The organism is Amycolatopsis sp. NPDC114484, from assembly GCF_055633755.1.
On the sequence record NZ_JBVKDQ010000006.1, the window covers coordinates 265,563 to 288,344 of the forward strand.

Sequence of the window (22,782 nt, forward strand, 5' to 3'; positions counted from 1 at the left end):
CTCAGCCGTCCACCTCGATCGCGAGCGCCGGGCAGAGCTGAGCCGCCTCCTTAGCCCGCGCGTGCAGCTCCGGAGGCGGGTTTTCCCGCAGCAGCACCACGATCCCGTCTTCGTCGCGCTGGTCGAACACCTCGGGCGCGACAAGCACGCACTGCCCGGCCCCGACGCAGCGGGACTGATCGACGACCACCTTCATCTCGCGACTCCTTTCACCAGGTCACGGGGAGTTCGTGCACCCCGTAGACGACCATGTCGTGCTTGAACTTCAACTCCTCGACCGGCGTGGCCAGCCGCAGCGTCGGGATCCGCCGGTAGAGCGTCCGGTACACCACCTGCAGTTCGACCCGCGCGAGCGGCTGGCCGAGGCACTGGTGCACGCCGTAGCCGAACGCGACGTGGTGGCGGGCCTTGCGGGTGACGTCGAGCTTGTCCGGCTCGGGGAACTGCGTCTCGTCGCGGTTGGCGATGTCCGTGGCCGCGACCAGGCCCTCGCCCTTGCGCACCGCCTGCCCGCCGATCTCCAGGTCTTCAAGGGCGACACGACGGCGTCCGGAATGGACGATCGTCAGGTACCGCAGCAGCTCTTCGACCGCGTTGGCCAGCAAGGCGTCGTCGCCGTCGCGGACCGCGGCGAGCTGGTCCGGGTTCTCCAGCAACGCGACCGTGCCGAGCGCGATCATGTTCGCCGTGGTCTCGTGCCCGGCCACGAGCAGCAGCTGCCCCATCGCGGCCGCTTCCTCGACGGTCATCGCGCCGGTGGCGACCGGTCCGGTCGCGAGCCGGCTGAACACGTCGTCGGCCGGGTCGTCGATCTTCTTCTCCACCAACCGCGCGAGATAGCCTTGCAATTCCGCCGCCGCGGCGACCGATTCTTCGGCGGTCGCCTCCCGCGAGACCAGGGTCTTGCTGCAGCGATGGAAGAAGTCGCGGTCGTCGTATGGCACGCCGAGCAGTTCGCAGATCACCAGCGACGGAACCGGCAGCGCGAACGCCTGCACGAGGTCGGCCGGTTTCGGACCGGCCAGCATCTCGTCGAGCAGTTCGTCGACGATCTGCTGGATCCGCGGTCGCATCCGCTGGATCTTCTTCACCATGAAATCGCCGGTGAGCAGCCGTCGCTGGGCCGCGTGCTCCGGGTCGTCCATGCCGATGAACGACTTGAACCGGCTGCGCCGCGCCTTGATCCCGGGCGTCTGCGGCGGATAGCCGGCGCGATCGGGTTCGGCGCTCACCCGAGGGTCGGCGAGCAGCGCGCGCACGTCTTCGTAGCGGGTGAACAGCCACGGTTCGCTGCCGTCCCAGATCCGCACGCGCGACACCGGCTCGTCGCGCAGCTTGCGGTCGAGCGCGGGCGGCGGATCGAACGGGCAGCGCCCGCGGGACATCGGGAATTGCTCTACAGGCCGGGCCTCCGGCATCGCAGCCTCCAGGAGGAGAAGTCACCAAACGAGTGTTCGGATACTTATTGAACACATGTTAGGCGGCTTGGTGAACGATTGCCCACCCGTGCGGGTCAAGATCACCGGGATGGCCGTGCGCGAGCGGAGAAAAACGGGAGAAAACGCCCGTGGCTCAAGCGAAAATGAGCGCCAGCAGCTCGTCGGCGAAGCTGACCACTTCGTCCCCGCCCGGCTTCCTTCCGGTCGAATGGAACAGCGCGACGCGGCCGTGCGCGCCGACGAACGCGATCACCCCGGCCCGTTCGGCGGGCACCCGGAGCGGGGTGCCGGACTCGGCGCAGCGAGCGAACGCGGCGGTCATCCGGTCGATGAGATCGACCGCCGGGCCGTGCGCCCGGGCCTCCGGCGAAGTGCGGCTGGCCCCGTTGGCGGTCATCAGCCGGTAGTGGCCGGGGTTGGCCATCGCGAAACGGCAGTACGCGTGCAGCAGCGCACGCACCCGGCCCACCGCGTCCCCGGCGGGAAGACGGGACTCGGCCGCGTCCATCGCGACGCGCAGCCGGCCGAACTCGTGCTCGGTGAGTCCCATGACGAGCGCGGCTCGATCGCTGAAGTGCTGGTAGATGCTGGCCGGGGCGATGCCGACGGCGCGGGCGACCCCGCGGATGGTGAGCGCGTCCTCGCCGTCGAGTTCCGACAGGAGCTTGCTGGCCGCGGCGAGGATCTCCCCGCGCAGCCGTTCGCCCTCGCCCCAGCGGTTGCGCGTGCGGGCCTGGACTTCTTCGGACACTTGCCCATTGTTACCGCTCGCCTTGCCTCATCCGGCTCCGGCCCGCCGCGGATGTCGATCGTTTCGTCGCCCGCCAGCCATCCGAGGTTCACCAACTGGGCGGGGGCGGTCGATAGCGTTCGCCGGTGGACGATCAGGGGTGGCTGGACGACTTCCAGCGGCGGATTGACGAGATGCAGGCGAAAAGCGCCGCCCTGCAGGAGACGCTGAGCACCGCGGAGGGCCGCGCCAAATCCGGCGACGGACTGGTGACGGTTTCGGTCGCCCCGAACGGCGCGCTCAAGAACCTGGAGATCGACGACCGCGCCCTGCGGCACGGCGGCGCCCGGCTCACCGCCTCGATCATGGACGCCTACGGCAAAGCGCAGCGCCAGGTGTCGCGCGACGTCATCGACGCGTTCGAGCCGATCGCCGGCGACAGCGAGATGATGAACGTGGTCAAGTCGTATCTGCCGGAGCCCGAGGAAGCGCAGGAGCCGGAGCCGCCGGCCGAGCCGCCGCGGTCCGAACCGCCCGCGCGGTACCCGGGACCGCCGCCGGGCAGCACCACTCCCCCGGGCAGCGCGGCTTACGGCCGCCCGATGCCCCCGCCGGGCGGCGCGACCCACAGCCGTCCGCCGATGCCGCCTCCCGGCAACACCCCGCCGCCCCCGGCCGCGCCCGAACCGCCCCGGCCGACGTCCGGTCCGCACCGCCGACGCGCGGCAGGCGAGGACGACGACGAGATGCAGCCGTGGTGACCCGGTTGTCAACCCGTCGTTAGTGGTGGGAAATCACCAGTTACCGGACCGTACGAATGGGGGGTCACATTCCGGGAGCTAATGCCTACTTTGGGTTGAGCGCGCGCAAACCCGGCAAACTCCCCAATCCCCCAGGAGCTTTCTTATGTCCAGGAAGTTCGTGCTGTCCGGCGCGGTCGCACTCGCTCTGGCCGCCGCCCCGCTCTCGGGCGCGGTAGCGGTCGCCGCTCCGGCTCCTTCCGCCGCCGCGACCACCACGGTCTACTACTCGACGTCAGGCGCACCGTCGTTCCGGGCCGCGATCAACGCGGGCGCGGCGAACTGGAACCGCGCGGTGACCAACGTGAAGCTGGTCGAGCGTTCGTCCGGGGCCACGCTGCGCTACACCGAGGGCAACGACCCGCGGGGCTCGTACGCGCAGACCGACGGACACGGCCACGGCACCATCTTCATCGACTACAGCCAGGCCCAGCAGTACGACAACACGCGGATCACCGCGCACGAGACCGGCCACGCCCTCGGGCTGCCGGACCACTACTCGGGCCCGTGCTCCGAACTGATGTCGGGCGGCGGCCCCGGCCCGTCCTGCCGCAACGCCAACCCGAACTCCCAGGAAGCGTCCCGGGTGCAGCGGTTGTGGGCCAACGGGCTCAGCGCGGTCTCCGGTCCGCAGCAGCGGATCTACGACCACTCGCCGGTCGGCTGAACTAGGTGAGCGAGCGGCGGCCGGGTGCGTCCCGGCCGCCGCTTCGCTGTCAAGGTTCCGGTGTCGGATAGCGCCGTTCGGGCCGCCTCTGCGGCCGGAATCCTCCGTATCACGCCGTTTCAGGGATGACCGCGGACCGCCGCTGGTTGGCTCGCCTTCGGAGAGAAGGAGTCTTCCATGGCGGAAATCGTTTTGGTACACGGATCCTGGGGCGACGGGTCGGTCTGGCTGGACGTGGTCCCCGCGCTGCACCGGCGGGGACACCGGGTCCGCGCGGCGCACCTGCCGATGACGACGCTGGCCGACGACATCGCCGAAGTCCGGCGAGAGATCGCCGGCTTCGCCGGACCGGTCGTCTTGGCCGGCCATTCCTACGGCGGCATGGTCATTTCCGGTGCGGCGAAGGACAACCCGCAGGTCGCCGGCCTGGCCTACTTCGCGGCGTACGTCCCCGACGAAGGCGAGACCATCCCCTCGCTGAACGCCCGCTTCCCGGAATCCCCCGGCGGCGACGTCCTGGTGTTCCACGAGGACGGCTGGACCTCCCTCGACCCGAACCGCTTCCACGCCGCGCTCGCCGCCGACGTGCCGCGCGAGCGGACCGCCGCACTGGCCGCAGTGCAGCGACGGGCCCACGCCGCCACCTTCACCACGCCGACCGGCCCCGGAGCCTGGCACGACCTGCCGACCGCCTACGCGGTGTCCACAGAGGACCAGATCCTGAACCCGGATCTGCAGCGCTGGTCCGCCGAGCGGGCCGGGTCCGCTTGTGTCGAACTGGCTGCCAGCCATTACTCGCTGCTCTCTCAGCCGGAAGCGGTGGCCGAGGTGATCGACAAGATCGCGGCGGCGACTCGCGGCGAGTAGCGGCTGCTTTTCCGCCGCGGCATCGGTCGCGTGTGCCCGGGCCGCTTCCCGATCCACCGCCCGGTACCGGACGACCGGCGAGACAGGTTGTTCAACCGGCATCCGCCCACCCTGGCACTGCGGAAATTCGGTTGCCCAGCCCCGTTCGGACAGCCGAGTATTCCCGCCATGACCACCGAACCCGCCCACCGTCCTCCGTCCCGCTGTCTCGTCTCGTACGGCAAGCAGCAGACGGCGCGGGAAGGGACGAGCCAGGCCGTTCGATGAGCCCCGCGCTGGTCGCGGGGCTCGTCGCCGGGTACGGGATCGCCATGCCGGTCGGTGCGATCGGCGTCTACCTGGTCGAACTCACCGCACGAACGTCGTGGCGGGTCGGGGCGGCCGCGGCGATGGGCGTGGCCACCGCGGACGGCGTCTACGCCGTTCTCGCCACCACCGGCGGCGCCGCGCTGGCCCCGCTGCTCGCCCCGATCACCACTCCCCTCCGCCTGACCTCCGCCGCAGCTCTGTTCCTGCTCGCCACGTGGACCGCGGTCCGGGCTATCCGGCGTTACCGGTCCGCCGAAACTCCTTTGCTGGCAACGGAACCACACCCGCTGCGGGCATACGCGACCCTGCTCGGCCTGACCATGCTCAACCCGTCCACCATCATCTACTTCACCGCGCTCGTCCTCGGCGAACGACCAGCCAACGGCACCGTGTTCGCCGCCGCCGCGTTCGCCGCTTCAGCCAGCTGGCAACTGCTGCTGGCCATCGGCGGAGCGTTGCTCGGACGCGGACTCACCGGTCCGCGCGGACGGCTCGGCACCGCTTTGCTGTCCAGCGCGGTGATTCTCGTGCTGGCGGTGCGGCTGCTCTAGGAAACGACCGTGCTTTCCCTTATCTCCAGGGAAAACGGCGGCTGCACCGAGCACGGCTCAGCACTCTCGGTACCGGCGAGGCGGCTGTGGATGAGATCGATCGCGGCCTCGGCGATGGCCGCCTTGTCCGGCGAGATCGTGGTGAGCGCGGGCAGGCTGAACGCGCTCTCCTCGGTGTTGTCGAAGCCGACGATGGCGATGTCGTCAGGCACCCGAAGCCCGTGCTCGGCCGCCGAACGCAACGCGCCGACGGCCAGCAGGTCGTTAAAGCAGAACACCGCGTCCGGCGGTTCTTCCTGGGCCAGCAAGCGTTTCATCGCCGCCGCCCCCTCGGCGCGGTGGTACTTAGCCACCGGCTCCACCAAGGAATCCGCCGACGGCAAACCGGCATCCGCCAACGCTGCCCGATAACCGGCGAGCCGCAACGACGACGTTCCGCGTTTGGGGTTGGCGCCGATCGCGGCGATCCGGCGACGGCCGAGCGAAACCAGGTGCGACACCGCGACGTGCGCGGCCTGCACGTTGTCGATCGCCACCCGGTCCAGCGCGACGTCCACCGCGTGCTCGCCGAGCAGCACGAGCGGGATTTTCCCTTCCGCGTCAGGGAAATCATCCGCTTCGAGCGCTTCGGGATGCACCAGGGCACCGTCGACCAGATGCGGGCCCAGTGAGTCCACAGTGGCCCGCTCCCGGTCGCGAGTCCCCTGCGTCTGCTCGATCAGCACGCTCCATCCGCGGCGCTGCGCGGCGGTGATCACCAGCCCGGCCATTTCGCCGAAGTACGGGATGCTCAGCTCCGGCACCATCAACGCGAGGAATCCGGTCCGCCCGCGGCGCAGGTTGCGCGCGCCCACATTCGGCCGGTATCCGGTCGCGGCCAACGCCTCTTCGACGCGCCGCCGGTTCTCCGGCTTCACGAACGCGTAGCCGTTCACCACGTTCGACACGGTTTTCACCGAAACGCCCGCCAGCGTAGCGACGTCCTTCAGGGTCACGGCCACGCTGACTCCTCATCTCGTCCGCCCAGAGCCCATCACGGGCCCGCGAGGCTCCCGGCACCAGCCCCGACGACCACGTAGTGTAGCGACGTTTTGCCTGTTTACAACGTTGTTCCAACGATGTAAAAATAGCCGGAGCTCAGCGAGGTGACGGTCGTCACGCCGCCGAGCGGGTTGCCCCAGTCGTCGGCTGCGAGGAGTCCGCCGTGTCCCCGTCCGTCCCTGCCCGCTTCGCCCTGGTCGCCGGCGCCGCCACGGCACTCGTGCTCGCCGGGTGCACCAGCCGCGAGGAAACCCCGGCCGCGCAAAGCAACGGCTCCGGCCCGGCCGCCTCGGCCGCGTCCGCCGCGCCGAGTGCCGACGGCTGCACCATCGACAAGACCGGATACCCGAAGCTCGACCCGAAGACCGCCATCGTCGGCTTCTCCCAGTCGGAGAAGGAGGCGAACCCGTTCCGGATCGCCGAGACGCAATCCATCCGCAGCGAGGCGGGCAAACTCGGCATCCCGGCCGACCACCTGCTCACCACGAACGCGCAGAGTGACCTCAACAAGCAGATCTCGGACATCAAATCGCTGCTGGACCGGGGCGCGCAGCTGCTCATCGTGGCCCCGCTGAACTCCGACGGGCTGCAGCCCGCGCTCGACGCGGCGAAGGCGAAGAAGGTCCCGGTGGTCACGATCGACCGGCAGGTGACGTCGAAGGCGTGCACCGACTACCTCACCTTCATCGGCTCCAACTTCATCGAACAGGGCCACCGCGCGGCCGCCGCGCTGGCGAAGTCCACCGGCGGCAACGGCAAGGTCGCGATCCTGCTCGGCTCCTCGGGCAACAACGTGACCACCGACCGCACCAAGGGGTTCAAGGACGAACTCGCCAAGACGCCCGGCCTGACCGTGGTCGCCGAGCAGACCGGCGAATTCGACCGGTCCAAGGGCCAGTCGGTGATGGAACAGCTGATCCAGAGCCACCCGGACCTCACCGCGGTGTACGCGGAGAACGACGAGATGGGCATCGGCGCGGTCAACGCGCTCAAGACCGCGGGCAAGAACCCCGGCAAGGACGTGAAGGTCGTGTCCGTCGACGGCACGCGCAACGCGGTGCAGCTGATCGTAGACGGCAGCTACAACGCGGTCGTCGAATCGAACCCGCGGTTCGGGCAGCTCGCGTTCCAGACGCTGCAGCAGTTCGAGGACGGCAAGCCGATCCCGCCGAGCATCGTCATCACCGACGACTCTTACGACGAATCGAACGCGGCCCAGAAGGTCGGGAACGCGTACTGATGACGAGCGCGGCCGACACCCAGGTGGCGACCATGACCGCACCGGTGCTCGAGGTGTCCGGGGTGACCAAGCGGTTCCCCGGCACCGTGGCCCTCGACGACGTCTCCTTCAGCCTGCGCCGCGGCGAAGTCCACGCGCTGGTCGGGGAAAACGGCGCGGGCAAGTCCACTTTGATCAAAGTCCTCACCGGCGTGTACCGGCCGGACGAGGGGCAGGTGCGCCACCTCGGCGAACCGGTCGGGTTCCGCAGGCCGATCGACGCGCAGCGCGCCGGGATCTCCACCATCTACCAGGAGGTCAACCTCGTTCCGCTGATGAGCGTGGCGAGCAACGTCTTCCTCGGCCGGGAACCGCGCACCCGCACCGGATTGGTGGACTGGTCCGCGATGAACGAGCAGGCGCGCGAACTGCTCAGCGGGTACGGGATCGACACCGATGTGCGGCGTCCGCTGCACACGCTCGCGGTAGGCGCGCAGCAGATGGTCGCGCTGGCGCGTGCGGTGTCCACAAAGGCCGGTGTGGTCGTGATGGACGAGCCGACGTCGTCGCTCGAACCGCGCGAAGTGGACACCTTGTTCGAGGTGCTGGCGCGGTTGCACGCCGACGACATCTCGGTGCTCTACGTGAGTCACCGGATGGACGAGCTGTATCGGGTGTGCGACAGCGTCACGGTGCTGCGCGATGGCCGCGTGGTCCACAGTGGACCGTTGAAGCCGTTGCCGCGTATTGAGCTGGTGTCGATGATGCTCGGCCGGGAGATCCGGCAGATCCGCGCCGAGGGCGTCACTGCGTTCGGCGAGGAGCATCATGCGGAGAAAGAACCGTTGCTGCAGGCCTCGAATCTGTCTGGCGGGAACAAGCTCCACGACGTTTCGGTGAGCGTACGGCCGGGCGAGGTTGTCGGGCTGGCCGGGCTCCTCGGGTCCGGCCGGAGCGAGACCGCGCGTGCTGTCGTCGGGGCTTTCCCGCTCGACGGCGGTACCGTGTTGCTGTCCGGAAAGCCGTTGAAGCGCGGGAAGATCTCCGCCGCGATGCGGGCTGGGATCGCGCTGCTGGCCGAGGATCGCAAGGCGGACGGGATCATTCCGAACCTGTCCGTGCGCGAAAACATCGTGCTCGCCGCGCTGCCGCGACTGTCCACTTTCGGCTTCGTCAGCCGGTCCAAACAGGACCGGGTGGTGAAGACGTTCATGGAACGGTTGCGGATCAAGGCGTCCAGCCCGGAGCAGAAGGTGTCCGAGCTGTCCGGCGGCAACCAGCAGAAGGTACTGCTGGCACGTTGGCTCGCTACCGGACCGAAAGTGCTGTTGCTGGACGAGCCCACGCGCGGCATCGACGTCGGGGCCAAGGCCGAGGTGCAGGCGCTCATCGACGAACTGGCCCAGGACGGGCTCGGCGTGCTGCTGATTTCGTCCGAACTGGAAGAGATTCTCGACGGCGCGGACCGGGTGGTCGTGCTCCGCGACGGCAGCGTCGCCACCGAACTGGCCGGCGACGCGGTCACAGAGGACAACGTGCTGGCGGCCATCGCCGCAGGGGGTGACAACGATGTCGACCGCGACACTGACGAGACCTGACCGCACCCGCGTCACGAGCTGGCTGCAGAACTACGGCGTGTACTTGGCCGTGGTCGTGCTGTTGCTGTTCAACATCGCGTTCACGAAGAACTTCCTCTCCGCGGCCAACTTCCGCACGCAGCTGGTGCAAGCCGCGCCAGTGTGCATCGTCGCGCTCGGCATGGCGCTGGTGATCGGCACCGAGGGCATCGACCTGTCGGTGGGCTCGGTGATGTCGGTCGCCGCCGCGCTCGTCCCGCTGTACCTCGGGGCCGGGCCGCTGATGGTGATCGTGGTCGCGCTGATCGCAGGGGTCGCATCCGGGCTGTTCAGCGGGTTTCTGGTGGCCCAGCTCGGCATTCAGCCGATCATCGCGACGCTGGCCTTACTCGTCGGCGGTCGTGGGCTCGCGCTCGTGATCGCCCACGGACAGCTGGTGCAGCTGCACAACCCGGACTTCCTCGCGCTCGGAACCGGCGACGTCCTCGGTGTGCCGATCATGGTCCTGGTGGCCGCTGTTCTCTCGGTGCTGGCCGGTTTGCTGGTGCGGCGCACCACTTTTGGCCGCCATCTGGTCGCGGTCGGCGGTAACCGTCCTGCTGCGACACTCGCCGGACTGCCGGTGAAACGCGTGCTGATCGGCGTGTACGCCATGTCCGGTGCGCTGGCGGCGATCGCCGGGGTGCTGTCCACCGCTCGGCTCGCTGCGAGCGATCCCAACGATCTCGGTCTGCTGATGGAACTTTCCGCAATTACCGCGGTGGTGGTCGGCGGAACTCCGCTCACCGGCGGCCGCGTGCGCGTACTCGGCACGGTGTTCGGCGCACTGCTCATGCAATTGGTGCACGCGACGCTGATCAAACACGACCTGCCCGATTCCGCCGCGCAAATGGTGCAGGCCGCCATCATCGTCGCCGCGGTTTATGTCGCACGGGAACGGAGCACGCGATGATCGCGACCACCGCCGCCCCGCCGTCGGAACGCGGCGCGGCGTTCGCCGCAGTCCTGCAACGCCAAGGCGCGGCCGTGGTGCTCGTGCTCGGCGTGGCCGCCGCGTGGTTCGCCTTCCCGCGCTTCGGGTCCGCGGACAACCTGCGCGACCTCGCGTTGCAAAGCTCTTTCCTGGCAGTGATCGCGCTGGGCATGACGTTCGTGATCATTTCCGGCGGGATCGATCTTTCCGTCGGATCGGTGTACGCGCTCGGCGGCGTGCTGGCTGCGTACGGCTCCCGCTATGGCCTGGTCGTCGCGATCCTGCTGCCATTAGTCGTTTGTGGACTGATCGGGTTCATCAACGGTCTCCTCATCGCCCGCACGAAAATGGCGCCGTTCATCGTCACGCTCGCCTCGCTGCTGTTCGCGCGCGGGCTCTTGCTGGCCTTGACCAACGAGGGCGCGACAACGTACAAAGTGGAGCCGGGATCGGCCTTGCTCTGGTTGGGGCAAGGCAAGATCTTCGGTGTCGGCGTACCGGTGTACCTCGCTTTGGTCCTTTTCGGACTCGGCGGTCTGCTGCTGCGCCGGACCCGGTTCGGCCAGTCGGTGTTCGCTCTCGGCGGCGCGGAACAGTCCGCACTGCTGATGGGTCTTCCGGTGGCCCGCACCAAAATCACCCTCTACACGCTCAGCGGCACGCTCGCCGGTTTCGCCGGAGTGCTCACCGCGGCGTATCTGCAATCGGGCGTCACCGTGCTCGGCGTCGGCACGGAACTGGACGCGATCTCCGTCGTGGTCATCGGCGGAACGCTGCTCACCGGCGGCGCGGGAACCGTCATCGGCACGCTCGTCGGCGTGCTGCTGAAGACGCTGATCCAGAACGTCATCAACCAGGTCGGCACTCTCGATTCCAACTACCAGACGGTGGTCAGCGGCGCGTTCCTGCTGGTCGTCGTCGTGATCCAGCGGCTGCTGGCCCGTTCCCGCCGATCCTGACCTCGTGCCGCTCCATCCGCGCTGATCCACCTGTCCCTAGGAGGTTCGACGATGGTCCGTCCTGCCCGCAGACCCGGCCGTTTGGCCACGGTGGCCGCCGCGCTCGCCGTGGCCGTGTCCGGGTTGTCGAGTGTCCCCGCCGCCGCGGCCGATCCGCCGCAATGGCATCGCCTCACCCCTCCCCTGACCACCCCGTGGACGAACCAGGTTTCCCCGAGCAACGCCCTCCCCGAATACCCGCGCCCGCAATTGACCCGCGACAACTGGCAAAACCTCAACGGCGTCTGGGAATTCTCCGCCGCCAAACCGGGCGACGCGCCGCCGATCAAACGCAGCCTGGACGAACGAATCCTCGTCCCGTACCCGGTCGAATCGGCACTGTCGGGAATCATGCGGCACGAAACGTCGATGTGGTACCGGCGGACGTTCCAGGTGCCGAAGAACTGGCACGTCGGCGGCCGGGACCAACGGCTGATCCTGCACTTCCAAGCGGTCGACTACGACACGACGGTATGGGTCAACGGCCATCAGGTCGCCCGCCACACCGGCGGTTACGACGCGTTCTCCGCGGACGTCACCAACGCGTTGACCACTGGGAAAGACCAGGAAGTCGTCGTCGGCGTCACGGATCCCAATGACGCCGGCGGACAACCGCTCGGCAAACAACGCAAACCCGGCGACGGAATCTTCTACACCCCGAGTTCCGGAATCTGGCAGACCGTCTGGATGGAGCCGGTGACCCCGGCCTACATCTCCAAAGTGGACACCACGCCGGACGTCGCCAGCGGCTCGGTCACTGTCAACGCCGTGGTGGGCGGACCGGTGAAGCAACGCGTGGAAGCCGTCGCCTACGACCACGGCCGCGTCGTCGGCCACGTGTCCGGACCGGCGAACACTCCGTTGAAGCTCAAGGTGAACCGGCCGCATCTGTGGACCCCGGACGATCCGTTCCTGTACGACCTGCGCGTGTCACTGTCCTCTGGGGACAGTGTCGGCTCGTACTTCGGCCTGCGGTCGGTTTCCGTCGGGAAAACCGCGGACGGCAAACAGCGGATGATGCTCAACGGCAAGTTCGTGATGCAACTCGGCCCGCTGGACCAGGGTTTCTGGCCGGACGGCATCTACACCGCCCCCACCGACGCGGCGCTGAAGTTCGATCTGGAGCAGGAAAAGGCGCTCGGGTTCAACATGGTGCGCAAGCACATCAAGGTCGAACCTGATCGCTGGTACTACTACGCGGACAAACTCGGGCTCATGGTGTGGCAGGACATGCCCGCGATGAAGGACGACATCGAGGCGACTCCCGCGTCGCAAGCGAACTTCGAATCCGAACTGCACCGGATGATCGACCAGCACCGCAGTTTCCCGTCGATCGTCACCTGGGTCCCGTTCAACGAGGGCTGGGGCGACTACGCGGTCGGCCGGATCGCCGACCAGGTCAAGGCCTGGGACCCGACCCGGCTCGTGGACGCTGAGTCCGGGGTGAACTGCTGCCGCTCCGAACCGGACAGCGGACGCGGCGATCTCTACGACGACCACACCTACACCGGCCCCGGAACCCCGGTGCCGGACGCGAAACGCGCCGCGGTCGACGGCGAATACGGCGGCCTGGGCTTGAAGGTCGACGGCCACCAGTTCGACCCGGCCGGCAGCTTCGCCTACGAGATGGAACCGGACAGCGCCACACTCACCCGGCGTTACGCCGAACTCCAGCAACACCTGCTGCTCGCCGGACGGCAATGCGGGGTGTCGGCTGGGGTGTACACGCAGACCACCGACGTGGAAAAGGAGGTCAACGGCTTCTTCACCTACGACCGTCAGGTGAAGAAGATGGACTTCGCCGCCGTCCGAGCCGCGAACCTGTCGGTGATCAAGGGCGTCGACGGTTCACCGCAACAGGGTCCGGTGATCCCGCCAGGCACTCCCGGCATCGACGGAATCGCCGCGTACCCGTTCGACGAGAACAGCGGCACCACCGCAGCGGACACCGTGGGCCACCACGACGCGACGCTCGTCGGCGGCGCTTCCTGGACCGCCGGGCACAGCGGTTCTGCCCTCGCGGTGAACGGCTCCGGCCAGTACGCCGACACTGGTGCGGCGTTGGCGAAGACCGACCTGAGCTACAGCGTCGCCGCGTGGGTCAAGTTCAACGCGGTCGGCGACGGTTTCCAGACCGTGGTGAGCCAGGACGGCAACGACCACAGCGCGTTCTTCCTGCAGTACTCCGGCGCGGACCACAAGCTGGCGTTCAGCTTCGTCGGTACGCGGGCCCTCGCGCCGATGACGCCGGAGGCCGGACGCTGGTACCACCTGGTCGGCGTCCGCGACGCCGCTACCGGGCAGCTCGCGCTGTACGTGGACGGCCAGCTGGCGGCGTCGCGCAGTGTCTGTCTGGGCGACGCGTCCACCGGGCACACGGTGATCGGACGCGGTAAGTACGGCGGCAATCCGGTCGACTTCCTGAACGGGGCGGTCGACCAGGTGCACCTGTACGACCGGGCGCTGTCCGCCGCGGAGGTGGCCAAGCTCTACGCCTCCTGACGCCTGCTGAAGGAGCGGCTGGACCTGCGTTTTCGCAGGTCCAGCCGCTCCTTTCTCGCGAGTTACGACCACCGGTACCATTCCCCAGCGCCGAGACGACCGAGCCCCCGAGGAGCCCAGCCGTGCCATCCGCCCCGCCGGACGAATTGGCTCCCAGCAGCACGCGCCACCGCCTCGCACGAGTAGCGACTGAAGTGCTCGCCCCCTGGGTGTGGGTGCTCGGATTGCCGCTCGTGGTGGCCTGGCAAGTCACTGGCCACCGGCTTGGCGAAGCCGTGCTGTGGGGCCTGATCGTGGGAATCACCGGTTCCCTGATCCCGATGGCGGTCATCGTGCGCGGCGCGAAACGCGGGAAGTGGGACAGCCACCATGTCACCGATCGAGCCGGTCGGCTCGTGCCGTTCGCCGCGTGCATCGGTTCCCTAGCGCTCGGATTCGCGGTGCTGCTCGTCGGTGGCGCGCCGCACGAGATGATCGCGCTGGCCGCTGCCGAACTGGCCTGCCTGGTTGTCGCGCTGGCGGTGACCTTCGGGCTGAAGTTCAAGATCTCGATGCACGCCATGGTCGCCGCCGGAGCGACGGTGATGCTGATGAAGGTCTATAGCCCTTGGCTCGCCTTGCTTTTCCTGGCCGTCGCGTGGGTGTGCTGGTCGCGCGTGGAGCTGAAGGACCACACGGTCGCGCAAGTGACCGTCGGCGCGGTGGCTGGCGTCGTGATCGGCGGTGGCGGCTATCTAGGACTTGCCGCCGCGCTCTCCTGAGCCTTCCCGCTTCGCGCGCACCCGCCGGTAACTCCAGATCAGCAACGCGAACAAGATCAGACTGGACAGGATCAAACTCGTCCCGGTGCTCCATCCGCTCAGCGGAAGCGACCGCACCGTCCCCCACACGATGCCCGCGGCCAGCAGCGCCAGCCCAGCCACCACGGAGCCGGCGATCCGCCACGGCGAAGACACGCTTTCCTCGGCGGCTTGCATCGCGCGCTTCCGCACCGGGTCGACAAATCGCTGCAGCGCCGGGAACTCCGAGGCCAGCACCAGCAACCCGGCGAGCACCAGCAGCAGTCCCGGTCCGGGCAGCACGAGCAGCACGACCCCGACGATCACCAGCACCCCGCCGACGACCGCGAGGAGCACCCGGCGCACTGGCTTGCCCAATCCCATCGGGTCAGTGTGCCGCCGGGCGCGCGGTGCTGCCAGCCGGACTGTCCATACTGGACCCTCGCGGCGGACCGGCCCGTTTTTGTCGGTGCCGGGTGCTTAGCTGCTCAGCGTGGTCGAATCACTGCCTGACCTCATCCGCCGCTGGCAGGCGGGATGGGGCACGTCCCGAGGATTCCGTCCCGCCGAAGAAACCCGCGGCGGGCTGCAGGTCCTGCTCGAACAACCAGGTCGGCATCGCGAGGTCATCGCGTTGTCCGCCGAGCCCGCCGTCCTGCGCGGGCTCGCCGACGAGGTCGCCGCGGCATCGCGCCCGACCTGGCTGACCGTGCCGACCAACCGGCCGGAGGCGGTCGAGGCGATCATCCGCGAGGCTGGCCTGAAACTGCGGGACGAACGCGAAGCGCTCATGACGATTCCCCTGCGCCGACATCCACCGCGTCCGGCCCCGCCGCCCTACACGGGCGCGACGACTATGAACGGAACGGTGTGCGAAACCGTGCTGCGACATCCCGATTCGGGCGTCGCGGCGCGGGGAACCATGGCCGTGGTCGGCACCGACGCGATCGCGGACCGGATCGAAACCGTCCCCGAGCATCGCCGCCGCGGTCTCGGCAGCGTGGTGATGAGTGCGCTGGTGGAAAACGCCGTGGCGCACGGCGCGACCACCGGGATTCTCGTCGCCACCGCGGACGGTCAGCAGCTGTACTCAGCGCTGGGCTGGACCACGCGCGCCACCGTCCTCATCGCCCAGACCCCGGCGGGCTGACATGGAATGGCTCACCGACACCCGGACTTCGTACGACACCGTCGCGGAGGACTACGCCAAGTTCGTCCGCGACGCGCTCGGCAAACAGCCGTATCTGCTTGCCGCACTGGGATTATTCGCCGAACAGGTCAGCGACGGCCCGGTCGCCGACGTCGGCTGCGGCCCCGGCCAAGTGACTGCCCACCTCAACGAACTCGGCGTAGCCGCGTACGGCGTCGACCTGTCCCCCGGCATGATCGAGGTTGCCCGGCGCGACTACCCGGCGCTGCGGTTCGAGGTCGGCTCGATGACCGACCCGCTGCCCGCTGCGTCGCTGGCCGGGATCGTGGCGTGGCAGTCGGTCATCCACCTGCCGGACGACCTGGTCCCGGACGTCTTCGCGAACTTCCGCCAAGCGCTGCGTCCCGGCGGACTGCTGCAACTGCTCTTCCACGTCGGCGACGAAACCCGGCTCAAAACCGAGGGCTACGGCGGCCACCCGATGAAAGTCGAGGTGCACCGCCGCCCACGAGAACGCGTGACGAACTGGCTGCGCGCGGCCGGGTTCACCGTCGAGGCCGAACTGCTCCTCGATCCGGAAACCCCGGCGCCGCAGGCAATCTTGACCGCTCGGAGCCGCCCTTAGTGCCCAGCCAGCAACTGCTCGAACGACACCGAGGCGTACTCGTCGTCCGGCTTCGCCTCGGGTGCCGCCGCGACCAGCTGCGCCAGTTCGCGGCCAGCCCGCTCCACGCGCTGCTGCAACGCACCCGTCGCCTCGACGCTGCCCCAGTCCGACGACGCCGCATACACGCCCGTCGCAACCACGGTCGCGCGAAGGTAGGCGAAGAGCGGCCGCAGTGCGAAGTCGATCGCGAGCGAATGCCGTTCCGTACCGCCCGTCGCGGCCAGCAGCACCGGTTTGCCGTCGAGCGCTTCCTTGTCCAATACGTCGAAGAACGATTTGAACAGCCCGCTGTAGGAAGCGGTGAACACCGGCGTCACGGCGATCAGGCCGTCCGCGCGTGTCACGGTGTCGATCACTTCCCGCAGCTGCGGGCTGGGGAACCCGGTGAGCATGTTGTTGGTGACGTCCACCGCGATGTCGCGGAGTTCGAATACCTTCACCGTCACGTCGTCGTCGACCAAGGCGGCGCGGGTGGCCTCGGCCAGCCGGTCGGCCAGCAGCCGCGTCGACGACGGCTGGCTCAATCCCGCGGTGACCACGGCGATAGTGCGTGCAGTCATGACCTCTCCACTAAGTCCGGCGAAACCCAGGTCAAGCGGTGACGGCCGACGCTTCGCGAGCCGCCTTGAGCGATTCGTGCGTGGGCGCGTCCGGCACGTGCGCCGGCCGCTTCGCTTCCAGTTCCTTGCGCAGCACCGGCACGACCTCCTCGCCGAGCAGGTCGAGCTGCTCCAGCACGGTCTTCAGCGGCAGGCCGGCGTGGTCCATCAGGAAAAGCTGGCGCTGGTAGTCGCCGAAGTGCTCGCGGAAGGTCAGCGTCTTGTCGATGACCTCCTGCGGGCTGCCGACGGTCAGCGGCGTCTGCTCGGTGAAGTCCTCCAGCGACGGGCCGTGCCCGTACACCGGCGCGTTGTCGAAGTACGGCCGGAACTCGTTCCACGCGTCCTGCGACTTCGGCCGGATGAACGCCTGCCCGCCGAGCCCGACGATGGCCTGGTCGGCCTTGCCGTGCCCGTAGTGCTCGTAGCGCTGCCGGTAGAACGCGATCAGCTGCTGGAAGTGCGAGGTCGGCCAGAAGATGTGGTTCGCGAAGAACCCGTCGCCGTAGTAGGCGGCCTGTTCGGCGATCTCCGGGCTGCGGATCGAACCGTGCCAGACGAACGGCGGCACGCCGTCGAGCGGGCGCGGCGTCGAGGTGAAGCCCTGCAGCGGGGTGCGGAACTTGCCCTGCCAGTCGACGACCTCCTCGCGCCAGAGCTGGTGCAGCAGCGCGTAGTTCTCGACGGCCAGCGGGATGCCCTGGCGGATGTCCTTGCCGAACCACGGGTAGACCGGGCCGGTGTTGCCGCGGCCCATCATCAGGTCGAGCCGCCCGTCGGCCAGGTGCTGCAGCATGGCGTAGTCCTCGGCCAGCCGCACCGGGTCGTTGGTGGTGATGAGGGTGGTCGACGTCGAGAGGACGATCTTCTCCGTCTGTGCCGCGATGTTCGACAGCAGCACCGTCGGGTTCGCCGGCGCGGCGAACGGCGGGTTGTGGTGCTCGCCGACGGCGAAGACGTCGAGGCCGACCTCCTCGGCCTTGAGCGCGATCTTGACCATCGCCTTGATGCGCTCGTGCTCCGTGGGCGTGACGCCCGTGGTGGGATCGGTCGTGACGTCGCCCACCGAGAAGATTCCGAACTGCATGACCGCTCCCTAGCCGGTTGCTTCTTACCTTGCTTGTCGGCACAACTACTCGCGTGGAAGATGTATTCCGATGGGACTATACCGGTGACCTGGGACACGCTGCCGGACCCCATCGGGGACGCAGCGGCCAGATCCTGTCGGGGGGTGCGGATATCCTGCAGTACGGTGACGGCCCGGGGCCCCTGCTCCGGCCGCCTGTTTGCCCACCGAACAGCTCGCCTCGATCCGGGAGAACGACCTCGTGACTGCTGAGACTCTGTACGGGGCCGACGACCTGACCCACCTCGAGGGACTCGAGGCGGTCCGCAAGCGCCCCGGGATGTACATCGGCTCCACCGACAGCCGTGGCATCAACCACCTGTTCTCCGAGGTCGTCGACAACTCCACCGACGAGGGCGTGGCGGGCCACGCCTCGCGCATCGTCGTCACGCTGCACGGCGACGGCAGCGTCCAGGTGGACGACGACGGCCGCGGCATTCCCACCGGCGTGCACGCCAAATCCGGCCTTTCCGGCGTCGAACTGGTGCTGACCCGGCTGCACGCCGGCGGCAAGTTCGGCGGTTCCGGGTACAAGACGTCGGGCGGTCTGCACGGCGTCGGCGCCTCGGCGGTGAACGCGCTGTCCCACCGCTTCGACGTCACGGTGAAGCAGGACGGCAAGGTCCACCAGATGTCGTTCGCGCACGGCGTGCCCGGCGTGTTCGACGGCCCCGGCGCGAAGGCGAAGTTCACTCGCCGCTCCGGGCTCAACCTCGTCGGCAAGATGAAGCGCGGCGAGCGCAGCGGCACGTCCATCCGCTACTGGTACGACGCGCGGTACTTCGAGACCGGCGCGGCGCTGGACGTCGAAGGCGTGCGGGCGAAGCTGCGCAACACCGCGTTCCTCGTGCCAGGCGTCACGTACGTGCTGCGCACCACGTTCGAGGACACCATCAACGAGGAGACCTTCCACTTCCCGAACGGGCTGTCGGACATGGTCGACTTCCTCGCCCCGGACAGCGAAAAACCCGTCTGCGGCACGCTGATGATCACCGGCGAGGGCACGTACAAGGAGAACGCGGCGGACGCCAACGGCGTCATGCAGTCCAATGTGGAGCGACACGCCGAGGTCGAGGTCGCGCTGCGCTGGGGCACCGGCTACGAGCGCACCGTGGAATGCTTCACCAACACGATCCGCAACGTGCACGGCGGCACGCACCGGCGCGGGTTCGACCGCGCGGTCACCCGAGCGCTGCAGGACGTGATCGGCAAGACGCGCGGGCTGCTCAAGGCGAAGGAGGACCCGCCGACCACCGAGGACGTGCTGGAAGGCATGACCGCGGTGATCCACGTCCGGCTGCCGGAGCCGCAGTTCACCTCGCAGACCAAGGACGAACTGTCCACGGCGGGCATCACGCGTGTCCTCCAGGGCATCGTCGACAAGCAGCTGCGTGCCTGGACCGAGGACCGGAAAACCAAGTCCGAGGCCAAGATCGTGCTGCAGAAGGTGGTCGACGCGGCGCGCGTGCGGCTCACCCAGAAACAGCAGAAGGACGCCGCCCGGCGCAAGACCGCGCTCGAGGGCGCCGCGATGCCGCCGAAGCTGGTCGACTGCCGCACCACCGGCGTCTCGCGCAGCGAACTGTTCCTGGTGGAGGGCGACAGCGCGCTCGGTTCGGCGCGGATGGCGCGGGTGTCGGAGTACCAGGCGCTGCTGCCGTTGCGCGGCAAGATCCTCAACGTGCAGAAGGCGTCGCTCGGCGACACGCTGAAGAACGCCGAGATCGCGTCGATCGTGCAGGTGCTCGGCGCGGGCACCGGCCGCACCTTCGACCTGTCGACGATGCGCTACGGCCGGGTGATCCTGATGGCGGACGCGGATGTCGACGGTTCGCACATCCGCACGCTGCTGATCACGCTGTTCGCGAAGTACATGCGCCCGGTGATCGAGGACGGCAGGCTGTACGCGGCCATGCCGCCGCTGCACAAGATCACCACGAAGGGCCGCGGTTCGGAGACCGTCTTCACCTTCACCCAGCGCGAGATGGAGCAGAAGGTCGTCGAACTCGAAGCGGCGGGCAAGCAGATCGTCACGCCGGTGCCGCGGTTCAAGGGCCTCGGCGAGATGGACGCCGACGAACTGTGGGAAACCACGATGAACCCGGCGACGCGCTCGGTCCGGCGGATCACGCTCGAGGATGTCGAGGCCGCGGAGCTGGCGCTGGAACTGCTGATGGGCGAAAAGGTCGAGCCGCGGCGCAACTGGCTGGTCGAATCGTCCGACCGCGTCGACCGCGACGCCATCGACGTCTGAGTTTTCCGTTCGTTCCCAAGGAGTTGTGAGCCATGGCTCGCCGTAGCAAGACCCCGGTGACCCGGGTCGACCCGAGCGCGTTCGACTCTCCGGGCGCGCAGGTCTTCGACAACCCGCTGAAGACGGAGATCGAAGACTCGTACCTGGAATACGCGTATTCGGTGATCCACTCGCGCGCCCTCCCGGACGCGCGCGACGGCCTGAAGCCGGTGCACCGCCGGATCCTGTTCTCGATGAACGAGAACGGCTACCGCCCGACCCACGCGTATGTGAAGTCCTCGCGCGTGGTCGGCGACGTGATGGGCAAGTACCACCCGCACGGCGACGTGGCGATCTACGACGCGATGGTCCGGCTCGCGCAGGACTTCTCGATGAACGCGCCGCTGGTCGACGGGCACGGAAACTTCGGCAGCCCGGACGACGGCCCGGCCGCGTCGCGTTATACCGAAGCCCGGATGTCCAACGAAGCGATGCTGCTCGTCGGCGAACTCGGCGAGGACACCGTCGACTTCCGGCCGAACTACGACGGTTCGCTCGAAGAGCCCTCGGTGCTCCCCGCCGCGTACCCGAACCTGCTGGTCAACGGCACGTCCGGGATCGCGGTCGGCATGGCGACCAACATGATCCCGCACAACCTCGGCGAGGTGATCGGCGCCGCGCGGTGGCTGATCAACCATCCGAACGCCACGCTCGACAAGCTGATGGAGTACGTCCCCGGCCCCGACCTGCCCACCGGCGGCAGCCTGCTGGGCCTGGACGAGGTCCGCAAGGCCTACGAAACCGGCCGCGGCGTGGTCCGCATGCGCGCGAACGTCGAAACCGGCCCGCTGGAGGGCAGCCGCGGACGGCAGGCCATCACGGTCACCGAGCTGCCGTACGGCGTCGGCCCGGAGAAGGTGATCGAGAAGATCACCGACGAGGTCAACAAGTCCAAGCGGCTCACCGGAATCGCGGACGTCAAGGACCTCACCGACCGCGAGAACGGCACGAGGCTCGTCATCGAGTGCAAGGTGGGCGTCAACCCGCAGGCACTGCTGGCGGATCTGTACCGGCTCACGCCGCTGGAGCAGTCGTTCGGCATCAACAACCTGGTGCTCGTCGACGGACAGCCGCAGACGCTCGGTCTGAAGGCGCTGCTGGAGGTCTTCCTGCGGCACCGCTACGAGGTCGTCACGCGGCGCACGCGCTACCGCCGCCGCAAGCGCGAAGAGCGCCTGCACCTGGTCGACGGTCTGCTGGTCGCGCTGCTGAACATCGACAAGGTCATCCGGCTGATCCGCGAAAGCGAGAACGCGGCCGCCGCGAAGGACGGCCTGATGACGAAGTTCAAGCTGTCCGAGATCCAGGCGACCTACATCCTCGACACTCCCCTGCGCCGCCTGACGAAGTACGACCGCCTGGAACTGGAGAACGAGCAGGACAAGCTGCGCGCGGAGATCGCCGAGCTGACCACGATCCTCGAGGACGATTCGGTCCTGAAGAAGCTCGTGTCGGCGGAACTGGCGAAGATCGCCAAGGACTTCCCCACCGAACGCCGCACCCGCCTCATCGACGGCGACCTGAAGGAAGTCCTGGCCGCGTCGAAGCCGTCCGGCCCGCTGGAAGTAGCCGACGACCCGTGCCAGGTGATCCTTTCGGCCACCGGCCTGGTCGCCCGTACCGCGGCGGAATCGGAAGAGGCGTCGGAAGTACGCCGCCGCAACGGCCGCGTAAAACACGATGCCGTGTCGGCCGTCGTGCACACCACCGCACGCGGCCAAGTGCTGCTGGTGACGAGCCGAGGCCGCGCGTTCAAGACGGATGTCCTGCCCCTGCCAGTGCTTCCGGAACAAGCAGGCACAGTGTCCCTGCGCGGCGGCATGGCAGCAAAAGAGCTGGTACCGCTGGAAAAGGGTGAACGCGTAGTAGGCATCGCCCCGCTGGGCGAGCAGGCAGGAGACTCGCCCGGCCTGGCCATCGGCACCCGCGCCGGCGTGGTGAAGGTCTGCGCTCCGGACTGGCCAGTCCGCTCGGACGAATTCGAGATCATCACCCTGAAACCCGGCGACGAGGTCGTCGGCGCGACCTGGCTGACGGACGGAAACGAAACCCTGGCCTTCGTCTCGTCGGACTCGTCGCTGCTGCGTTTCGCCGCGAGCCTGATCCGCCCACAAGGCACCAAGAGCGGCGGCATGGCAGGAGTGAAACTGTCCGCGAACGCCACCGCCGTCTTCTTCGGCGCGATCCGCACGGACGATGAAGAACACGGCGAACCGATGGTCGTCACCGCGACGGGCCAGAGCGTGAAGGTCACGCCCTTCAGCGAATACCCAGCAAAAGGCCGAGCCACCGGCGGCGTGCGAACCCACCGGTTCCTCAAGGGAGAAACCGAAATCCAGGTCGCCTGGATCGGCCCCCGCCCAGCAGGCGCGAGCCGCACCGGAGACCCCGTGGAACTCCCCGAAACAGACCTCCGCCGCGACGGCTCAGGCCACGCCCACCCCGGCCCAGAAGTAGTAGGCCACCTAATCGAACGCGGCTAACCCACCGGTGGG

The 22,782-nt window shown here is 68.3% G+C and carries 21 protein-coding genes; 14 read left to right on the forward strand and 7 right to left on the reverse strand.

Translation table 11 applies throughout. The features are described 5' to 3' along the window. Nucleotide 1: 1 nt before the first annotated feature. From ACZ7SW_RS18050 to ACZ7SW_RS18060, 3 genes are all read right to left on the reverse strand, one after another. Nucleotides 2-196 carry a ferredoxin gene (locus ACZ7SW_RS18050; protein WP_470231543.1) on the reverse strand — a complete coding sequence of 65 codons (195 nt, stop codon included), beginning with the start codon at nt 194-196 and terminating at the stop codon, nt 2-4. Nucleotides 197-209: 13 nt separating this feature from the next. Further along, complete coding sequence (locus ACZ7SW_RS18055; protein ID WP_470231544.1) at nt 210-1,385, reverse strand: cytochrome P450; 1,176 nt, start codon at nt 1,383-1,385, stop codon at nt 210-212. 187 nt (nt 1,386-1,572) lie between these two features. Beyond that, the gene (locus ACZ7SW_RS18060) at nt 1,573-2,190 is read right to left on the reverse strand and encodes a TetR/AcrR family transcriptional regulator (protein ID WP_470231545.1); all 618 of its coding nucleotides are present in this window, start codon (nt 2,188-2,190) and stop codon (nt 1,573-1,575) included. A 125-nt stretch (nt 2,191-2,315) separates the two neighbouring features. On the opposite strand from ACZ7SW_RS18060, the gene ACZ7SW_RS18065 reads away from it, so the two are divergent. The 4 genes from ACZ7SW_RS18065 to ACZ7SW_RS18080 all read left to right on the forward strand — a co-directional run bounded on the left by ACZ7SW_RS18065 (nt 2,316) and on the right by ACZ7SW_RS18080 (nt 5,363). Next, nucleotides 2,316-2,930, forward strand: a complete 615-nt coding sequence (locus ACZ7SW_RS18065; RefSeq protein ID WP_470231546.1) for a YbaB/EbfC family nucleoid-associated protein — start codon at nt 2,316-2,318, stop codon at nt 2,928-2,930. A 145-nt stretch (nt 2,931-3,075) separates the two neighbouring features. After that, on the forward strand, nt 3,076-3,636 hold the full coding sequence (locus tag ACZ7SW_RS18070) for a snapalysin family zinc-dependent metalloprotease (RefSeq protein WP_470231547.1): 561 nt from the start codon (nt 3,076-3,078) through the stop codon (nt 3,634-3,636). Nucleotides 3,637-3,813: 177 nt separating this feature from the next. Beyond that, nucleotides 3,814-4,503, forward strand: a complete 690-nt coding sequence (locus ACZ7SW_RS18075; protein ID WP_470231548.1) for an alpha/beta fold hydrolase — start codon at nt 3,814-3,816, stop codon at nt 4,501-4,503. Between the two features lie 263 nt (nt 4,504-4,766). Continuing rightward, complete coding sequence (locus tag ACZ7SW_RS18080; RefSeq protein WP_470231549.1) at nt 4,767-5,363, forward strand: LysE family transporter; 597 nt, start codon at nt 4,767-4,769, stop codon at nt 5,361-5,363. Here the strand turns inward: ACZ7SW_RS18080 and ACZ7SW_RS18085 are convergent. Beyond that, a complete protein-coding gene (locus tag ACZ7SW_RS18085) occupies nt 5,360-6,364 on the reverse strand; it encodes a LacI family DNA-binding transcriptional regulator (protein WP_470231550.1) in 1,005 nt (334 codons plus the stop codon). The two genes, ACZ7SW_RS18080 and ACZ7SW_RS18085, sit on opposite strands and share 4 nt — an antisense overlap. Nucleotides 6,365-6,567: 203 nt before the next feature. Between ACZ7SW_RS18085 and ACZ7SW_RS18090 the strand changes: the two genes are divergently transcribed. The 6 genes from ACZ7SW_RS18090 to ACZ7SW_RS18115 all read left to right on the forward strand — a co-directional run bounded on the left by ACZ7SW_RS18090 (nt 6,568) and on the right by ACZ7SW_RS18115 (nt 14,434). Further along, nucleotides 6,568-7,644 (forward strand): ABC transporter substrate-binding protein, encoded by a 1,077-nt coding sequence (locus tag ACZ7SW_RS18090; protein WP_470231551.1) that lies wholly within the window; start codon nt 6,568-6,570, stop codon nt 7,642-7,644. Continuing rightward, complete coding sequence (locus ACZ7SW_RS18095) at nt 7,644-9,221, forward strand: sugar ABC transporter ATP-binding protein (protein ID WP_470231552.1); 1,578 nt, start codon at nt 7,644-7,646, stop codon at nt 9,219-9,221. Before ACZ7SW_RS18090 ends, ACZ7SW_RS18095 begins: the two co-directional genes overlap by 1 nt. Beyond that, on the forward strand, nt 9,193-10,152 hold the full coding sequence (locus ACZ7SW_RS18100; protein WP_470231553.1) for an ABC transporter permease: 960 nt from the start codon (nt 9,193-9,195) through the stop codon (nt 10,150-10,152). The genes ACZ7SW_RS18095 and ACZ7SW_RS18100 overlap by 29 nt, the downstream gene beginning before the upstream one ends. Beyond that, nucleotides 10,149-11,132, forward strand: a complete 984-nt coding sequence (locus ACZ7SW_RS18105) for an ABC transporter permease (protein WP_116205159.1) — start codon at nt 10,149-10,151, stop codon at nt 11,130-11,132. The genes ACZ7SW_RS18100 and ACZ7SW_RS18105 overlap by 4 nt, the downstream gene beginning before the upstream one ends. Nucleotides 11,133-11,183: 51 nt before the next feature. Continuing rightward, the gene (locus tag ACZ7SW_RS18110; protein WP_470231554.1) at nt 11,184-13,673 is read left to right on the forward strand and encodes a LamG-like jellyroll fold domain-containing protein; all 2,490 of its coding nucleotides are present in this window, start codon (nt 11,184-11,186) and stop codon (nt 13,671-13,673) included. 122 nt (nt 13,674-13,795) lie between these two features. Continuing rightward, the gene (locus ACZ7SW_RS18115; protein WP_470231555.1) at nt 13,796-14,434 is read left to right on the forward strand and encodes a hypothetical protein; all 639 of its coding nucleotides are present in this window, start codon (nt 13,796-13,798) and stop codon (nt 14,432-14,434) included. Here ACZ7SW_RS18115 and ACZ7SW_RS18120 read toward each other — a convergent pair. Next, nucleotides 14,408-14,836, reverse strand: a complete 429-nt coding sequence (locus ACZ7SW_RS18120; RefSeq protein ID WP_470231556.1) for a PGPGW domain-containing protein — start codon at nt 14,834-14,836, stop codon at nt 14,408-14,410. The genes ACZ7SW_RS18115 and ACZ7SW_RS18120 overlap by 27 nt on opposite strands. Before the next feature lie 109 nt (nt 14,837-14,945). On the opposite strand from ACZ7SW_RS18120, the gene ACZ7SW_RS18125 reads away from it, so the two are divergent. After that, nucleotides 14,946-15,602 carry a GNAT family N-acetyltransferase gene (locus ACZ7SW_RS18125; RefSeq protein ID WP_470231557.1) on the forward strand — a complete coding sequence of 219 codons (657 nt, stop codon included), beginning with the start codon at nt 14,946-14,948 and terminating at the stop codon, nt 15,600-15,602. A 1-nt stretch (nt 15,603) separates the two neighbouring features. After that, entirely contained in the window at nt 15,604-16,227 is a 624-nt protein-coding gene (locus tag ACZ7SW_RS18130) for a class I SAM-dependent DNA methyltransferase (RefSeq protein ID WP_470231558.1), read from the forward strand. On the opposite strand, the gene ACZ7SW_RS18135 is transcribed toward ACZ7SW_RS18130, so the two are convergent. Both ACZ7SW_RS18135 and ACZ7SW_RS18140 read right to left on the reverse strand, forming a co-directional pair. Further along, nucleotides 16,224-16,829 carry an FMN reductase gene (locus tag ACZ7SW_RS18135; RefSeq protein ID WP_470231559.1) on the reverse strand — a complete coding sequence of 202 codons (606 nt, stop codon included), beginning with the start codon at nt 16,827-16,829 and terminating at the stop codon, nt 16,224-16,226. The genes ACZ7SW_RS18130 and ACZ7SW_RS18135 overlap by 4 nt on opposite strands. A 31-nt stretch (nt 16,830-16,860) precedes the next feature. Beyond that, nucleotides 16,861-17,955 (reverse strand): LLM class flavin-dependent oxidoreductase, encoded by a 1,095-nt coding sequence (locus tag ACZ7SW_RS18140; RefSeq protein WP_470231560.1) that lies wholly within the window; start codon nt 17,953-17,955, stop codon nt 16,861-16,863. Between the two features lie 241 nt (nt 17,956-18,196). Here ACZ7SW_RS18140 and ACZ7SW_RS18145 point away from each other — a divergent pair, with 241 nt between their 5' ends. Together ACZ7SW_RS18145 and ACZ7SW_RS18150 are read left to right on the forward strand one after the other, a co-directional pair. Continuing rightward, nucleotides 18,197-20,248, forward strand: coding sequence for a DNA gyrase/topoisomerase IV subunit B (locus ACZ7SW_RS18145; RefSeq protein WP_470231561.1), 2,052 nt, complete (start codon nt 18,197-18,199; stop codon nt 20,246-20,248). Between the two features lie 32 nt (nt 20,249-20,280). Then, nucleotides 20,281-22,770, forward strand: a complete 2,490-nt coding sequence (locus tag ACZ7SW_RS18150) for a DNA gyrase/topoisomerase IV subunit A (protein WP_470231562.1) — start codon at nt 20,281-20,283, stop codon at nt 22,768-22,770. Nucleotides 22,771-22,782: the final 12 nt, after the last annotated feature.

What these genes read in the sequence shown, in the direction of transcription:
- ACZ7SW_RS18050 (WP_470231543.1), bottom strand. Translation starts at nt 196, where the DNA reads ATGAAGGTGGTCGTCGATCAGTCCCGCTGCGTCGGGGCCGGGCAGTGC.
- ACZ7SW_RS18055 (WP_470231544.1), bottom strand. Translation starts at nt 1,385, where the DNA reads ATGTCCCGCGGGCGCTGCCCGTTCGATCCGCCGCCCGCGCTCGACCGC.
- ACZ7SW_RS18070 (WP_470231547.1), top strand. Translation starts at nt 3,076, where the DNA reads ATGTCCAGGAAGTTCGTGCTGTCCGGCGCGGTCGCACTCGCTCTGGCC.
- ACZ7SW_RS18075 (WP_470231548.1), top strand. Translation starts at nt 3,814, where the DNA reads ATGGCGGAAATCGTTTTGGTACACGGATCCTGGGGCGACGGGTCGGTC.
- ACZ7SW_RS18080 (WP_470231549.1), top strand. Translation starts at nt 4,767, where the DNA reads ATGAGCCCCGCGCTGGTCGCGGGGCTCGTCGCCGGGTACGGGATCGCC.
- ACZ7SW_RS18095 (WP_470231552.1), top strand. Translation starts at nt 7,644, where the DNA reads ATGACGAGCGCGGCCGACACCCAGGTGGCGACCATGACCGCACCGGTG.
- ACZ7SW_RS18100 (WP_470231553.1), top strand. Translation starts at nt 9,193, where the DNA reads ATGTCGACCGCGACACTGACGAGACCTGACCGCACCCGCGTCACGAGC.
- ACZ7SW_RS18105 (WP_116205159.1), top strand. Translation starts at nt 10,149, where the DNA reads ATGATCGCGACCACCGCCGCCCCGCCGTCGGAACGCGGCGCGGCGTTC.
- ACZ7SW_RS18110 (WP_470231554.1), top strand. Translation starts at nt 11,184, where the DNA reads ATGGTCCGTCCTGCCCGCAGACCCGGCCGTTTGGCCACGGTGGCCGCC.
- ACZ7SW_RS18120 (WP_470231556.1), bottom strand. Translation starts at nt 14,836, where the DNA reads ATGGGATTGGGCAAGCCAGTGCGCCGGGTGCTCCTCGCGGTCGTCGGC.
- ACZ7SW_RS18130 (WP_470231558.1), top strand. Translation starts at nt 15,604, where the DNA reads ATGGAATGGCTCACCGACACCCGGACTTCGTACGACACCGTCGCGGAG.
- ACZ7SW_RS18135 (WP_470231559.1), bottom strand. Translation starts at nt 16,829, where the DNA reads ATGACTGCACGCACTATCGCCGTGGTCACCGCGGGATTGAGCCAGCCG.
- ACZ7SW_RS18140 (WP_470231560.1), bottom strand. Translation starts at nt 17,955, where the DNA reads ATGCAGTTCGGAATCTTCTCGGTGGGCGACGTCACGACCGATCCCACC.
- ACZ7SW_RS18150 (WP_470231562.1), top strand. Translation starts at nt 20,281, where the DNA reads ATGGCTCGCCGTAGCAAGACCCCGGTGACCCGGGTCGACCCGAGCGCG.